The 15409-nt window shown below is 72.9% G+C and carries 9 protein-coding genes; 3 read left to right on the forward strand and 6 right to left on the reverse strand.

The genetic code is table 11. The annotated features are described in order from the left end of the window. Positions 1-323 precede the first annotated feature (323 nt). From OU787_RS26555 to OU787_RS26565, 3 genes are all read left to right on the forward strand, one after another. Entirely contained in the window at positions 324-1496 is a 1173-nt protein-coding gene (locus tag OU787_RS26555) for a lytic polysaccharide monooxygenase (RefSeq protein ID WP_268660827.1), read from the forward strand. A 100-nt stretch (positions 1497-1596) separates the two neighbouring features. Beyond that, the gene (locus OU787_RS26560; protein WP_268660828.1) at positions 1597-2859 is read left to right on the forward strand and encodes a cellulose-binding domain-containing protein; all 1263 of its coding nucleotides are present in this window, start codon (positions 1597-1599) and stop codon (positions 2857-2859) included. A 386-nt stretch (positions 2860-3245) separates the two neighbouring features. Further along, positions 3246-4373, forward strand: coding sequence for a nucleotide disphospho-sugar-binding domain-containing protein (locus tag OU787_RS26565; protein ID WP_268661930.1), 1128 nt, complete (start codon positions 3246-3248; stop codon positions 4371-4373). A 68-nt stretch (positions 4374-4441) separates the two neighbouring features. Here OU787_RS26565 and OU787_RS26570 read toward each other — a convergent pair whose 3' ends face one another. From OU787_RS26570 to OU787_RS26595, 6 genes are all read right to left on the reverse strand, one after another. Beyond that, complete coding sequence (locus OU787_RS26570) at positions 4442-6943, reverse strand: RICIN domain-containing protein (protein WP_268660829.1); 2502 nt, start codon at positions 6941-6943, stop codon at positions 4442-4444. A 41-nt stretch (positions 6944-6984) separates the two neighbouring features. After that, on the reverse strand, positions 6985-9888 hold the full coding sequence (locus OU787_RS26575) for a glycosyl hydrolase family 95 catalytic domain-containing protein (RefSeq protein WP_268660830.1): 2904 nt from the start codon (positions 9886-9888) through the stop codon (positions 6985-6987). Between the two features lie 209 nt (positions 9889-10097). Next, positions 10098-11849 carry a glycoside hydrolase family 35 protein gene (locus tag OU787_RS26580; RefSeq protein ID WP_268660831.1) on the reverse strand — a complete coding sequence of 584 codons (1752 nt, stop codon included), beginning with the start codon at positions 11847-11849 and terminating at the stop codon, positions 10098-10100. A gap of 82 nt (positions 11850-11931) precedes the next feature. Next, a complete protein-coding gene (locus tag OU787_RS26585; protein ID WP_268660832.1) occupies positions 11932-13278 on the reverse strand; it encodes an ABC transporter substrate-binding protein in 1347 nt (448 codons plus the stop codon). A 44-nt stretch (positions 13279-13322) separates the two neighbouring features. Continuing rightward, positions 13323-14216: a carbohydrate ABC transporter permease gene (locus OU787_RS26590; protein WP_030458722.1), complete on the reverse strand. Its 894-nt coding sequence runs from the start codon at positions 14214-14216 to the stop codon at positions 13323-13325. After that, positions 14213-15163: a carbohydrate ABC transporter permease gene (locus OU787_RS26595; RefSeq protein WP_442788563.1), complete on the reverse strand. Its 951-nt coding sequence runs from the start codon at positions 15161-15163 to the stop codon at positions 14213-14215. The genes OU787_RS26590 and OU787_RS26595 overlap by 4 nt, the downstream gene beginning before the upstream one ends. Positions 15164-15409: the final 246 nt, after the last annotated feature.

Here is a 15409-nt window from a genome sequence, read left to right on the forward strand (position 1 = left end):
GCCGGGCGGGGCCGGGCGGGTCCGGGCGGGGCCGGGCGGGTCCGGGTCGGCTCGGGGTCCGTGCGGAGTCGGCGCAGGGTCCGAGCGGGCGCCGGGTCTCGGGGCGGTGATCGCCAACAGCCTTGCCGCTCAACGGACTTGAACCTTTCACGGTCGGCGGGCCACCCCGTTTACACGCTCTTGACAGCCCGTTACCTTGGGCCCTGGGAGCGCTCCCATAGACCCCCTCGCTCATGGCATGAGCATGGCTTTTCCCCAGTCAGACGGCTCGCCCGGCCGGGACGGCACGCGCGGGCCCCATCCACCGAGGTGGTGAAAGTTTCATGTCACGACGCAAGACCTCCACGATCGTCGCGGCCCTGGCGACCGCGGCCGCGACGATCTGCGCGCTGCTGCTCGGGCTGTCCCCGGCGCACGCGCACGGCGTGGCGATCGTCCCGGGCTCGCGCACGTACCTGTGCTACCAGGACGGGCTCACCGGGACCGGCGCGCTGACGCCGACCAACCCGGCCTGCCAGGCCGCCGTCGCGCAGAGCGGCACGACCCCGCTCTACAACTGGTTCGCGGTGCTCGACTCCAACGCGGGCGGCCGCGGCCAGGGCTACGTCCCCGACGGCACCCTGTGCAGCGCCGGCAACAAGTCCCCGTACGACTTCTCCGCCTACAACGCGGCCCGCGACGACTGGCCCAAGACGCACCTCACCTCCGGCGCCACCATCGAGGTCGACTACTCCAACTGGGCCGCCCACCCCGGCGAGTTCCGGGTCTACCTGACCAAGCAGGGCTGGTCCCCGACCACCCCGCTGGCCTGGGCCGACCTCGGCCTGCTCACCACCGTCGCCAACCCGCCGCAGGTGGGCAGCCCCGGCGTCGACGGCGGCCACTACTACTGGAACCTGGCCCTGCCGTCGGGCCGCAGCGGCGCCGCCGAGATGCTCATCCAGTGGGTGCGCTCGGACAGCCAGGAGAACTTCTTCTCCTGCTCCGACCTGGTCTTCGACGGCGGCAACGGCGAGGTGACCGGCATCCACCTGCCGACCTCCTCGTCCTCCCCGAGCGCCCCGGCCTCCACCAGCCCCAGCCCCAGCCCCAGCTCCAGCTCCAGCCCGTCGGCCTCCGCGAGCCCGAGCCCGAGCCCGAGCTCGTCCCCGTCCCCGTCCCCGTCGTCCAGCGGTACGACGATGCCGGGCAGCGGCTGCATGGCGACGTACAGCGTGGTGAGCTCCTGGGGCGGTGGGTTCCAGGCGTCGGTCGAGGTGATGAACCACAACGCGACGCCGGTCAACTCCTGGACGCTGAAGTGGCAGACCGGTCCGGGCACCACCATCACCAGCCTGTGGAACGGGGCGCTGACCACCTCGGGCAGCGACGTGACGGTGAAGAACGCGGCCTACAACGGCACGATCGCCGCGAACTCCAGCACCACGCTGGGCTTCACCGCCAACTCCACCGGCAACAACTTCCCGACCGGCTCCATCTCCTGCACCGCCGCGTGACCCCGCGCCCCGGGTCCGGGCCCGCCGCAGCCCGCGGCGGGCCCGGACCCGGGGCCCGCACGACCCACGGACGGGAACCGACGACACGAAGAGGTTCGACATGGTGCGCAACGGAGCGAGGACGTACGGAAGCCGGCGCGGACGGGGAGCGGTGCTCGCCGTGCTCGCGGTGGTGCTCGGACTGCTGGCCGGGTTCGGGCAGGGGCCGGCGCCGGCCTGGGGCGCGGGCGGTGCGGCCTGCCAGGTCTCCTGGGTGGGCAACGAGTGGACCGGCGGCTTCACCGCGCAGGTGACCGTCACCAACGCGGGTGCGGCAGTCAGCAGTTGGAAGCTGAGCTGGACGTTCGCGGCCGGTCAGCAGGTGACCTCGGGCTGGAACGCGCAGCTCGTCCAGAGCGGCACCGCCGTCACGGCGAGCAGCCTGAGCTACAACGGGACGGTGGCGAGCGGAGGTTCGGTGTCCTTCGGGCTGCAGGGCACCTGGTCGGGCAGCGACCCGGCCCCCGCCGACTTCGCCTTCAACGGCGCCTCCTGCCAAGGGGGTTCGGGCACCCCCTCGCCCACGCCCACACCGTCCCCGACACCCAGCCCGTCCCCTTCCCCGTCCTCGTCCCCGTCCCCGTCGCCGTCGTCCAGTCCGTCGCCGTCGCCCAGCTCCAGTGGCTCCACCGGCTGCGCCGGGGCCGGGACGGTGGTCTGCTCGGGCTTCGAGGACCAGAGCGGCAGCAGCCTGAGCGGTGACTGGAGCGTCGCCGCCCCCGACTGCTCGGGTGCCGGGACGGTGACCGTCGACACCGCGGTCGCCCACAGCGGCGGGCGTTCGCTGCGGGTCAACGGGCAGGCCGGCTACTGCAACCACGTGTTCGCGGCCGCCACCGCGAACGTCGCCGCCGTCGGGCCGGTGGTCTACGCCCGGTACTGGGTGCGGCACACCACCGCGCTGCCGGCCGACCACATCGCCATGGTCACCATGGCGGACTCCGCCGACGGCAACAAGCACCTGCGGCTGGGCGGCCAGAACGGCGCCCTGCAGTGGAACCGGGAGTCCGACGACGCGACGCTGCCCGCGCAGAGCCCGGTCGGCGTCGCGCAGAGCGTGCCGCTGCCGGTGAACCAGTGGGTCTGCGTCCGCTTCGCCGTCGACACCACCAGGCAGTCCATGGACACCTGGCTGAACGACCAGCTGGTGCCCGGCCTGCACGACGACGGCGTCCCCACCGCGGACATCGACCAGCAGTGGCTCAGCCGCACCACCGCCCCGCGGCCGGTCACCCTGGACCTCGGTTGGGAGGCCTACGGCAACGGCGCCGACACCCTCTGGTACGACGACGTGGCCCTGGGCTCCGCGCCGATCGCCTGCTGAACCGCCGCGCCGCCCGCTGAACCGCGGCCCGCCCGCTGAACCGCCCGCCCGCCCGCAGTTCCCTCCGGGGGACTGCGGCGGCATCCGGTCGTTTGCCGGGCACCGGTCGCGGCGCTCCGGCGGCGGTGGCCGCGGAAGCGTCGCCGCCGCTTCGCCGGGGCCGCGGCCGTCACCCGCCGCTGACCAACGGTTCACCCGGAGCGGCGGCCGACGGGAGCAGACCGGGGCCGGGAAGGCAAGGGGCGCGACAGAACGTCCGATTATCGATCGTGCCGGGAAGGTCAACTGAGGATCCGTCAGTTAATGGAGCGGGCGCGGTCGTCCGGGTACGGCCCGCGCCCACGCGATTCCGTCTGCTGACGAAACACGAGGAGACCACCGTGCGCATGCTCTTCACCGGCCCGGCCGCGCCCACCCATGTGTTCCCGATGGTGCCGACCGCGCAGGCCCTGCGGGCGGCCGGGCACGAGGTCCTGTTCGCTTCGCCCGCGCCCTTCGACCAGCTCCGCCAGGCCGGGTTCCCGATCGTCGAGATCGGCGACGGCAGTTCGCTGCGCGACTCGTTCGAGGCGGTCCTCCCCGCCGGGGAGTCCGTCGGCTACGCCCGGCCGCACATGACCCAGGACCGGATCCTCGACCTGGCGGCCGCCGCCTTCGCGCACGCCTCCCGGGCCACCGTGGACGGCCTGCTCGCCGTCGCCGAGGAGTGGGGCGCCGACCTGCTGGTGCACGACTCCTGCCTGGCGTCCGCCCAGCTGGTCGCCGCGAAGCTGGGCATCCCGGCCGCGCTGCAGAACTTCGGTCTCAGCTCCGGCCTCGACATGGCCGGCCGGCTGGCCGGTCACTTCACCGACCTGTACGACAAGCACGGCGTCGCGGGCCCGGCCGCCACCACCCCGCTGAACATCGTCCCCGAGTCGCTCGGCGGCGACCCCGGCGGGCTGCGGATGCGCTACCTGCCCTACAACGGAGGCGGCACCGTCCCCGCCGACCTGCTGCGCCGCGGGGCGCGGCCGCGGATCGCCGTCACGCTGGGCACCGTGATCGCCGGGACGGACGGGCTGGCCGCGATCGGCCGCCTGGTGGCGGCCGCCGCCGGGGTCGACGCGGACTTCCTGCTCGCCGTCGGCGGCGGCGACCTCGGCGAGCTCGGCCCGCTGCCCGCCAACGTCCGCCCGCTGCCCTGGGTGCCGCTGGCGGAACTGCTGCGGGTCTGCGACGCGGTGGTCCACCACGGCGGCTCCGGCAGCACCCTCACCGGCCTCCAGGCCGGCGTCCCGCAGCTGGTGCTGCCCCAGGGCGCCGACAACTTCATCGTCGCCGAGACCCTGGCCGCGGCCGGCGCGGGCCTGCGCGCCGGCTCCGCCGACGTCGACACCGCCCTGCTCACCCGCCTGGTCACCGACCCCGGCCTGCGGGCCGCCGCGGCCCGCCTGCGCGCCGAGAACGAGGCCCTGCCGACCCCGGCCGCGAGCGTCCCCGCGATCGAGGCCCTGGTGACCGGCCACCGCTGAGCCGGAAGCCTGGGGCGCGCCGCCCGCTCGAAGCGGTCGGCGCGCCCGGTGGCGGGGCGGGGCGGTGCTCAGGCGACCGGGGTCACCGCCCACTGCTGGTTGGCCTGGGTGCCGCAGGTCCACTGGATGACGCGGGCGCCGTCCGCGGTGGAGCCGCCGGAGATGTCCAGGCACTTGCCGCTGTTGCGGGAGACGATCTGCTGGTGGCCGGTGGTGCCGGTCAGGGTGAACTGCTGGTTGGGCTGGCCGTTGCAGGTCCACTGGACGATGCCGGCGCCGTCGGCGGTGGAGCCGCCGGAGACGTCCAGGCACTTGCCGCTGTTGCGGTTGACCAGGCGGAGGTAGCCGCCGCCCTGGTCGGTGAGGGTGAACTGCTGGTTGAACTGGCTGCCGCAGCCGTACTGGATGGCGGCCGCGCCGTCGGTGATGGAACCGCCGTCGAGGTCCAGGCACTTGCCGCTGCCGACGGCCCCGAGGGTGGCGAAGGCCGGGGTGGGGGAGGCGCAGCCGGTCAGGGTGCAGCCCGCGGTCCAGGGGGTCTGGCCGCTCTCGTAGGCGCCCTGGTCGGGGGCGGCGCCGCTGTAGCCGTCGGTCAGGCCGGGGACGGGGGTGCCGGCGTCGACGGCGGGGGAGCCGGCGCGCAGGCCGAAGCCGCCGCTGCCGGGGGCGGTGTAGCCCGGGTCGGGGTCGGTGCCGCTCTGGCTGCGGGTGGTGACCAGGTCGTTGCTCTCGTTCGGGGTGCCGCCGGGGATGTAGTCGTAGCTCTGTCCGGCGGGGTGCGCGCCGTCGAGGATGTTGTTGCGCAGCACGGTGTTGGCGACCTGGGAGGTGTCCGCGTAGTAGTCGAAGATCGGGTCGCCGGAGCCGGTGACGATGGTGTTGTTGGTGATGTGCCCGGTCAGGTACGGGAGTTGCTGCCCGGACTGGGTGAAGCCGCCGAAGGAGATGCCGGTGCCGCCGAGGGTGTTCCAGATGACGTTGTGGTCGACGTCCAGGTCGTAGCTGCCGTTGTCGAAGTGCAGGCCGTTGCCGATCTGCGCCGGGTCGTGGATCCGGTTGTGGTCGATCCGGCTGCCGGTGTAGGCGGTGTTGCAGCAGGTGTAGACGGCGCCCAGGTCGAAGTTGGTGCGGGCGTAGTCGGACATGTCGTTGTAGGCGATGCGGATGTCGCGGTACCCGGGGTTGGGGTAGGCGTTGGTGTTCATGTTGACGACGTCGCGGCCGGTGGCGCGCATGGTGTTGTGGGTGACCGTCACCCCGCTCGCGCCGATCTCCAGGGCGACCGCCGCGGTGTAGGTGCCGCCGTAGGCCACGTCGGAGATCAGGTTGTTGCTGATGTCGTGGCCGCTGCCCTTGACCGAGACGCCGTTGCCCATCGAGTACTGCAGGGTGCTGTTGCGCAGCGCGTTGCCGGTGCCGTGCAGCAGGATGCCGCTGTCGAAGTGGTGGTTGGCGTCGTAGACCCCGGCGTACGGCAGCGAGGTGTCGTACTGGGCGGTCTGCCAGGTGGAGAGGTAGCGGGCGGTGATGCCGTCCAGGACGTCGCCGCTGCTGGCGTCGTCGGTGGTGACGGAGGTGGCGAACAGGCCGATGCCGCGGACGGTGACGTTGCTGCGGCCGTCCAGGTCGAAGCCGAAGTTGCGCTTCTTGGCGGTGATGTTCGCGGGGGTGCGGCCGTCGGGGGCCCACAGGTACAGCTCGCGGGCGCCGGCGTCGTAGTACCAGGCGTTCGGGCCGGTCAGCAGGGACTTCTTGCCGACCAGGCGGAACTTGGTGGAGTAGCCGCCGGGTTCGACGTGGCCGTCGCTGGCGGGGAAGCGCAGGTTCAGCGTCTTGTTGGAGCCGTCCAGGGTGCCGCCGCTGACGGTCGCCGAGTTGGCGACCCAGGAGCCGGCCAGGTAGACGGTGGCGCCGCTCAGGTCGCCCAGCGCGGGGAAGCCGTCGTAGCTCAGGGTGCCGTCCAGCACGGTGGTGCACGGCGGGGTGGCGCAGGTGTCGGGGCTGCCGGAGCGGGTGGAGGACCAGCCGCCGGTGACGAAGGACTGCTGCCACGGGTCGCTGGACGCGGCCGGGTAGGCGGCCTCGGGGACGGGCGTGGTGCCGGTGAACAGCTGGTTGGCCCACAGGTCGGTGTTGCCCGGGTACGGGGTGGAGCCGTAGGGGGCGGTGGCGGTGCCGGCCAGGGTGACCCGGGTCTTGTAGACGTGCCCGCTGTCGAGGGTCCAGCCGGTGACGGGGTCGGTGCCGTCGACGGTGACGCTCGCGCCGGGCGCGGCGGCGAAGGTGATCGGGGCCTGGGCGGTGCCGGAGGCGGCGGGGGTGACGGTCTCCCGGTAGGTGCCGGTGCCGATCAGGCAGGTGTCGCCCGCGACGGCGACGCTCGCGCACTTCTGGACGGTCTTGAACGGGCTGCTCTGGGTGCCCGCGTTGCTGTCGCGGCCGGCGGTGGCGACGTAGTACGTCTTCCCGGCGGCGGCCGCGGGCGGGGCGCCGAGTCCGATGACGGCGGTGGCCAGCGCGGCGACGGCCGCGACGGCCCTGGCGGTGGTTCTGCTGCGGGGGTGGTGCACGGTGCGGCTCCTGGATCGGGGTGGGGGGCGGGGCCGGGGTGTCAGACCGCGACGAGCTGCCACTCCTGGCCGGCCGCGGTGCCGGCGGCCAGCTGGACGGCCGGGGCGCCGGCGGTGGTGGAGCCGGCCACGTCCAGGTAGAGGCCGCTGGAGGCGTTGGCCAGCTTGTAGTAGCCCGCGGTGGCGGCGGGGACGAGGTTCCACCACTGGTTGGGGCTGTGGGTGTCCGTCCACTGGTCGAGGGCCTGGCCGGGGGTGGGGGAGGAGCCGGGGTCGTCGAGGACCTTGCCGCTGTTGACGTTGGCGAGCCGGAACGAGCCGTCGTAGTCGGGCAGCAGCTGCCACTTCTGGTTGGCGCCGCCGTTCCAGGGCCACTGGACGACCTGGGCGCCGTCCCCGGTCGACTGGTTCGCCACGTCCAGGACCTGGCCGCTGGCCCGGTTGACCAGGCGGTAGGTGCCGGCCAGCGTGGTGACGGTGACGGTGGTGCGGGTGCCGGCGGTCAGGGTCAGGGTCCGGGCGTGGGCGCCGAGCGGGGAGGTGCCGGTGGCGGCGGTGGTGGAGAGCGCGGCGATGCCGCGGCGGCAGATGAAGGTGAGGGTCTGGGTGGTGTCGGAGACCAGGGTGGCGGTGGCGGTGCGGGCCGAGGTGTCCCAGGTCAGGCTCTCCACCAGGACGCGGTTGCGGCCCCGGACGCCCCGGATGGTGCCCTTGACGAGCTGTTCGGGCAGCGCGGGCAGGATCTCCAGCACGCCGGGGCGGGTGTACAGCAGGGCCTCGGCGAGGACGCCCGGCAGCGCGTTGGCGGCGTCGCAGTTGTAGGTGGTCAGGTCGGGGTTGTGCGAGGTCACCAGGGAGCGCCACACCATGTTGCTGCCGAGGATCTTGCGGATGTTGTCGAGGACGCCGGCGCCGTCCTTGAGCCGGGCCCGGGCCAGGGCGCGGTGCAGGCTGCCGTGCGCCGAGTAGTTCTCGTCGCCGCGCAGGTCCAGGGCGCGGCCGGCCGCGCGGACCAGGTCGGGCCGCTCCTCGGGGTTGATCTCGTGCAGCGGCCAGGCCCCGTACAGGTGCTGGACGTGCCGGTGGTTGTAGCGGTCCTGCAGCCCGGGCCAGGACCATTCGGCGAGCGCGCCGTCGCCGTTGACGGTGTAGTCGGGGAGCTTGCCGAGCAGCGCCGTCCAGCGGGCCACGCCCTGGCCGGAGCCCTGTTCGAGGCCGAGGGTGTTCGCCGCGTCGATCGCCGCCTGCAGGGCGTGCCGGCCGGCCATGATGTCGCCGGTGGCGTTGATCGAGAGCGACTGCCCGGTGTTGGACGGGTAGTTCTCCATCGAGAAGGACGGGACGAAGACCGCCTTGCCGCTGCTGTCGGTGCGGGTGAGGAAGTCCTCGTAGAACAGCGCGAGTTCCATCAGGGCCGGGCCGAGCTTGTCGCGCAGGAACGCGGCGTCGCCGGTGACCTGGTAGTGCTCCAGCAGCGGGTACAGCAGCCAGTCGGCGCCGCCGGTCCAGCACTGGCCGGGGAAGTCGCTGTTGTTGAAGTGCAGCATGTGGCCGTCCTCGCCGTCGGTGCGGCTCGGGGCGAGGAAGCCGCGGGCGCCGTACAGGCGGGTGGCGTTGTCGCGCCAGTCGGCGAGCTGGCTGAGGACCAGGGTGAAGTAGGCGTTCATGGCGCCGTCCTGGCCGAGCAGGTTGCCGCCCGCGACCTGGAGGTTGATGTTGGCGTCGGTGGTGATGTCGTCGGCCCAGGCGGCGTTCCAGGAGCCGGCCCACAGGCCGGTGAGGCGGGGCGGCAGCAGGCCGCTGGAGCTGGCGAACAGGTAGCGGCCGGAGTCGTACATCCGCTCCAGCAGGGCCAGGTCGACGGTGGAGCGGCCGCCGTTCTGCCGGGCGATCAGTTCGCCGGTGGACAGCTGCCGGTCGGCGGCGGACACCCCGAGGTCGAGGCTGGAGGAGTCGAACAGCGCCTGGTGCAGCGGCGTGTGCCGGCCCAGCAGGGTGGGGTAGTCGGCGGGCAGCGCGGCCAGGGCGGCCTGCAGCGGCTTGGCGTTCCACCCGGTGGCGTTCTCGTACCGGCCGAGCTTGGTGAGCAGCAGCACCTTGGCGGCCTTGGCGACCACCAGGCCGCTGCCGGAGACCGTGACGGTGGCCTTGCTGCCGGTGACCACGACCCGGGTGACGCCCTCGAAGCCGTACGCGCCCTGCCCGGCCGGGTAGGTGCCGCGCACGTCGAGGGTGCCCTCGGTGGTGGAGACCCGGGCGGCGGCGGTCGTGAACGTCACGTCCGAGGGGGCGCCGTCGAGCGCGGTGTTCGCGGTGACGGTGGTGTTGACGGTCTGGCCGGTGGCGGGCAGCAGCTCGTGCACGACCACGTCGTCGGCCCGGGAGGCGAAGACGTGCCGCTTCCAGGTGCCGGCGCTGTCGGTCCAGGTGTGGGTGACCTCGCCGGTGCGGTAGTCGACGATCCGGGCGTAGTTGTCGGCGGTGGTCATGGCCGGGCTGTTCAGCTGCAGTTCGTAGCCGGGGTGGAAGGTCTGCGTCCAGCGCAGCGACCAGCCGTCGGCGAAGGTCCCGGCGGCGCCCCAGTAGTCGCCGGCCAGCGCCTTGTCGCGGACGGTGTCGAGGTTGCCGGAGAGGACGGGCGGCAGGAGGTCGCGGGTGCCGTTGGGGAGCACGAAGGAGTGGTGGTTGAGGACGACCCGCTCCAGGGCGGGGGCGCCGTAGGGCACCGCGCCGTGGGTGCCGTTGCCGGTGACGAAGCCGTCGGTCCAGGCGGTGGCCTGCGCGGTGTCGTAGCTGCCGCGCTGCGGGAGGGTGACCTGCGGGGGGACGGCGGCGGCGGCGCGCACGGCCGGGAGCAGGGCCCCGCCGAGGGCGGCGGCCCCGGCGGTCAGGGCGGCGGCGGTGACGAACTGCCGTCGGTCCAGCGAGGGGTGGGGCGAGGGCATGGGGGGACTCCTGCTCGCGGTGGGGGAGGGCGCCCGGGCGGTCGGGCGGACACTGCTGAGAGTCTCGGAGCGCTGTTTGGTTGTGTCAAGGTTACGGACGAGTTTCCTGGTGGATCATGTTTGATTGTGATGATTGCCGGTGTTCTCCCTGGTCACGGGCAGGCCGAAGCCCCCGGCGGCGCGGCGGCCGCCGGGGTCCGGGGCCGGGGCTACTCCTCGGTCGGGCCGAGGTCCGGGTGGGGGAGCAGCCGGGCGGTGCGGTGGGACGGGGCGGCGTGCAGCTCCAGCACGGTGAGCTCGTTCGGCCCGGGGCGCAGGGCCGGGCCGGGGACGTACAGCGAGCACTGGGGGCCGCGGGACCAGTGGCGGCCGAGCGGGAAGCCGTTGACCCAGGCGTTGCCCTTGGTCCAGCCGGGCAGGTGCAGGAAGGTGTCGGCGGGCTCGTCGACCTGGAAGGTGCCGCGGTGGAAGACCGGGCCGGGGACGGGGCCCGCGGTGCCGGTGAAGGAGAGCTCGCCGAGGTCGTCCAGCGGCAGCGGCAGGCTGCTCCAGCCGGTCAGCTCCACGCCGTTGAGGAGCACCGGCCCGTGCAGGCCCTTGCGGTCGTGCAGGCCCTCGCCGTAGTTGACCCGGCCCTGGTTCTCCACCAGCAGCCGCAGCACGGCGCCGGCCCGCGGGACGTGGAAGGCGATCGCCCGCTCGTGGTTCTCGCGCTCCAGCACGCCCACCGGCTGCCCGTCGACGAACGCCTGGGCGCGGTCGGCGACGGCGCCGACCTCCAGCAGGGCGGGACCCGCGGCGGGCAGGATCGCCTTGTGCAGGACGAAGCCGAAGTCCTGGCCGAGCTCCTCCATGGTGAGCGGGCGCAGCGCGGGCACGGCGGTGCCGAGCACCGGCAGGTCGGCGAGCAGCGGGGCGCTCTCGGTGAGGTGGACGGTGGTGGCGGGCAGCTTGGGCCCGGCGGCGGGGGCCGGTTCGACGGGCAGCGGGGCGTACTTGGCGAGCACCTCGCGGAAGGCGTGGTACTTGGCGGTGGGGTCGCCGGCCTCGTCGAGCGGGGCGTCGTAGTCGTAGCTGGTGACGGTGGGCCGGTAGGTGTGCTTGTCGTTGGCGCCGTTGGTGAAGCCGAAGTTGGTGCCGCCGTGGAACATGTACAGGTTGACCGAGGCGCCGGTGGCGAGCAGCTCGTCGAGTTCGCGGGCGGCGTCCTCGGGGTCGCGCACCACGTGCCGGCCGCCCCACCGGTCGAACCAGCCGATCCAGAACTCGGCGCACAGCTTGGGCTGCCCGGGCCGCAGTTCGTCCAGCGCGGCGAGGCCCTGGCGGGAGCGGCTGCCGAAGTTGACGGTGGCCAGGGTGCCGGGCAGCGCGCCGCGGGCCAGGTCGCCGGGCTGGTCGCAGGTGAACAGCGGGACGTCCACGCCGTGCCGGCGCAGCAGTTCGGCGAGGTGGGCGAGGTGCGAGGTGTCGTCGCCGTACGCGCCGTACTCGTTCTCCACCTGGACGGCCAGCACCGGGCCGCCGCGGGTGGCGAGCCGGTCCAGGACCCGGGGCAGCAGCGCGCCGAACCAGCCCTCGACGGCGTGCAGGTAGCCGGGGTGGTTGCTGCGCAGCCGGATGTCGGGGTCGGTGAGCAGCCAGGACGGCAGGCCGCCGCCCTCCCACTCGGCGCAGATGTACGGGCCGGGGCGGAGCAGCACGTGCAGGCCCTCGGCGGCGGCGAGGTCGAGGAAGGCCGGCAGGTCGAGCCCGCCGTCGAAGCGGAACTCGCCGGGCCGGGGCTGGTGGAGGTTCCACGGGACGTACGTCTCCACCGTGTTGAGACCCATCAGCCGGGCCTTGCGCAGGCGGTCGGCCCAGTGGTCGGGGTGGATCCGGAAGTAGTGCAGGCCGCCGGAGAGGATGCGGAACGGGGCGCCGTCGAGGGTGAACTCGCCGCCGTCGGTGTCGAGGACGGGCATGGGGTTGCTGCTCCTGGGGTGCTGGAGGGAGGGGGCCGGTGCCCGCCCGTCCGCGGCGGGACGGGCGGGCACCGGCCGGGGGTCACGGCGTGGTGACCTTGAAGCCCTGCTGGTTGCCGTAGTCGGCGATCCGCTTCTGCCAGGCGCCCAGGCCGGCGTTCAGGTCGCCGCCGTTCATGGCCTGGCCGACGGTGTCCTTGAAGACCGAGTTGGCGTACACCTGGTAGGGCAGGTACTGCCAGCCGGTGCCGACGGTGGCGGAGGAGTCGGCGAAGACCCGGTTGGCCTGCTGGCCGCCGAGCGCGTCCAGCGGCTTGTCCAGGAAGGCCTTGTCGGTGAGCAGGCCGGTGGTGGCCGGGAAGAGGCCGTTGTCGTTGAGCGAGCGGACGGCCTCCGGGTCGGAGTTCAGCCAGATGGCGAACGCCGCGGCGGCGGCCTGGTGCTTGCTGGAGGTGGGCACCGCGACGGCCGAGCCGCCGTTCTCCGCGGAGACCTTGTCGCCCGTCGACCACTGCGGCATCGGCGCGGCCCGCCAGTCCTTGGCGGTGTTCGGGATGGTGGAGGCGATGTTGCCGGGCGCCCAGGCGCCGGTCATCCACATCGCGTAGCGGCCGCTGTCCATGCTCTGCCACCACTCGTTGGTCCAGCCGGGCGCGGCGTCGACCAGCTTGCGCTGCAGCAGCGAGGTCCAGAGGTCGGCGACCTTCTTGCTGCCCGGGTCCTGGAGGTCGACGGCGACGTTGCTGGCGTCCTTCTGCTGGAAGGGCCGGCCGCCGGCCTGCCAGATCAGGCTGTCCAGGCCGCCCGCGTCACCGGGGTCGATGGAGGTGACGAAGCGGTTCGGGTCGGACGCCTTGATCTTCACCGCGACGTCCTCGAACTCGGCCCAGGTGGTGGGCGGCTTGAGGCCGAGCTGGTCGAAGAGCTTCTGGTTGTAGAACATCGCCATCGGGCCGGTGTCCTGCGGGACGGCCCAGACGCCGCCGTTCAGCGCGACCTGCGACCAGGCGGACGGGGTGAACTTCGACTCCAGGCCGGCCGCGCCGTACTGCTTGAGGTCCACCAGCCGCTTGGAGAGCGCGAACTCGGGCAGCGCGAAGTACTCGACCTGGGCGATGTCGGGGCCGCCGCTGCCGGCCTTGATCGCGGTCTGCATCTTGGTGTACTCGGTGGCGGACTGGCCGGCGTTGACCACCTCCACCTTGATCTTCGGGTACTTCTGCTCGAACAGCGCGACCGTCTTGTCGATGTTCGGGGCCCAGGTCCAGAAGGTCAGCGTGGTCGGGGTGTCCAGCGCCGCGGCGGGGTCGGTGACCGCCGGGGCGGCGGAACCGGCGCCGGAGGAGCCGCAGGCGGTCAGGCCGAGCACCAGGGCGGCGGCCGGGACGAGGGCCGCGAGTCTGCGGCGGCGGGCGGGTGCGGGAGACATGGTGGTTCCTTGCCGTGGAGAGGGGGAGGGAGGGGGAGGTGCCGTCATTCCTTGACGGAGCCGGCCGACAGGCCGGACTGCCAGTAGCGCTGCAGGAAGAGGAAGGCGACCACCAGCGGGACGATCGCCAGCAGGCTGCCGGTGACGACCAGCGGGTAGAAGTCGGTGGTGGTGGCGCCGCTGCCGGCCGCGCCGGTGGCCAGGGAGTTCCACTGGTTGAGGCCGACGGTCAGCGGGAACCACTTCGGGTCGCTGAGCACGATCAGCGGCAGGAAGTAGTTGTTCCAGGTCGCGACCAGGGCGAACAGCAGGACGGTGACGAAGCCGGGGGCGAGCAGCCGCAGCGAGACGGTGAAGAAGGTGCGCAGTTCGCCCGCGCCGTCGATCCGGGCCGCCTCCAGCATCGAGTCCGGCACCGCCTCGGCGGCGTACACCCGCATCAGGTAGACGCCGAACGGGCTGACCAGCGAGGGCAGCAGCACCGCCCACGGGGTGTCGACGATCCCGGCCTTGCTGAACAGCAGGTAGGTCGGGACGGCCAGCGCGGTGCCGGGGATGGCGATCGCGCCGAGCACGGTGGCGGCCAGCGCGGTGCGGCCGCGGAAGCGGTACTTGGCCAGGCCGTACCCGGCGGCGGTGGCGATGAACGCGGCGCCGCCGGCGCCGACCACCGCGTACAGCAGGGTGTTGCCGAACCAGCGCAGGTAGATGCCGTGGTCGTAGCTCAGCACGTCGGCGATGTTGCCGAACAGGTGGAAGCCGTGGCCGAACCACAGGCCGAAGCTGTTCATCAGCGAGGCGGTGTCCTTGGTGGAGGCCATGAACAGCCACACCAGCGGGAGCAGCGCGTAGCCGAGCATCAGGGCCATCGCCAGGGTGAGCGCGTTGCTGGCCCGGCTGCGGCGCGGCCGCCGCTTCGTGGTGGTGGTGCTGCTCATGCGCCCTGCCCCTTCCGCATCGACCGGAGCTGGACGGCGTAGGCGATCACGGCGGTGACGCCGCCGAGGACCACGGCGACGGCTGCCGAGTAGTTGAACTGCTGGCCGTTGAAGGCCAGGTTGTAGGCGTACATGTTGGGCGTGTAGCTGGTGGAGACCACGTTCGGCGCCAGCGACTGCATCACGTTGGGCTCGTTGAACAGCTGGAAGGTGCCGATGATCGAGAACACCGTGGCCAGCACCAGGGCCGGGCGGACCGCGGGGAGCTTGATGCTCCACGCCTTGCGGAACTCGCCCGCCCCGTCCAGCGCCGCGGCCTCGTACAGCTCGGTGGGCACGGTGCGCAGCGCGGCGTACAGGATCAGCATGTTGTAGCCGGTGTACTGCCAGGTCACCACGTTGCCGATGGAGGCCAGCATCCAGTCCGGGCCGAGCAGGTCGGGCAGCTTGGTGCCGAGGAAGTCGCCGATCTGCCCGGCGAGTCCGAACCGGTCGCCGTACAGGTAGCCCCACATCAGCGAGGCGACCACGGCGGGCACCGCGTACGGGACGAAGACGCCGATCCGGAACAGGCCGGGGCGGCGCAGCCGGCCGCTGTCGACGGCGAGCGCGGCCAGCAGGGCCAGGCCGAGCATCACCGGGACCTGCACCAGCAGGAACATCAGCACCCGCCACAGGCCGGCCCGGAAGAGTTCGTCGCCCAGGGCCCGGCGGTAGTTCTCCAGCCCGACGAAGACGGTGCCGCCGATCAGCCGGTCCTGGAACAGGCTCAGGTAGGCGGCGTAGCCGAGCGGCGCCGCGACCCCGATCACGAACACCACCAGGAACGGCGCGAAGAACGCGAAGCCCCAACCGCCGTGCCGGGCACCGCGGTTGCGGGAACGGTGGGCGGCGGGGGCGGAGCGGGACCGGGCGGGACTGGAGGTGGTGCTCTGCGACGTGCTCACGGGAAGTGCCCTTCGGCGGATGTTTACGCCAACATGGTGTTGGCGACGAGTGTTGACCTGGTGTTGCCGGGGCGTCAAGCAGTTGTTGCGTCGTGATGCCGCTTCGTGATCGGACGGCGGCCCCGGCGGGCGCCCGTTCCACCCGGAGAAGCCGCAGGTCACGGCGGTCGGTGCGGTGGTGGTCGGGCGGGCGGTGGCGGGTTCGGTCGACTCGGCGGCCAGATTACGACCCGGTATCGGTGGGTC

It is taken from the genome of Kitasatospora sp. YST-16 (genome assembly GCF_026802215.1).
In the GTDB taxonomy this organism is placed as follows: domain Bacteria; phylum Actinomycetota; class Actinomycetes; order Streptomycetales; family Streptomycetaceae; genus Kitasatospora; species Kitasatospora cineracea.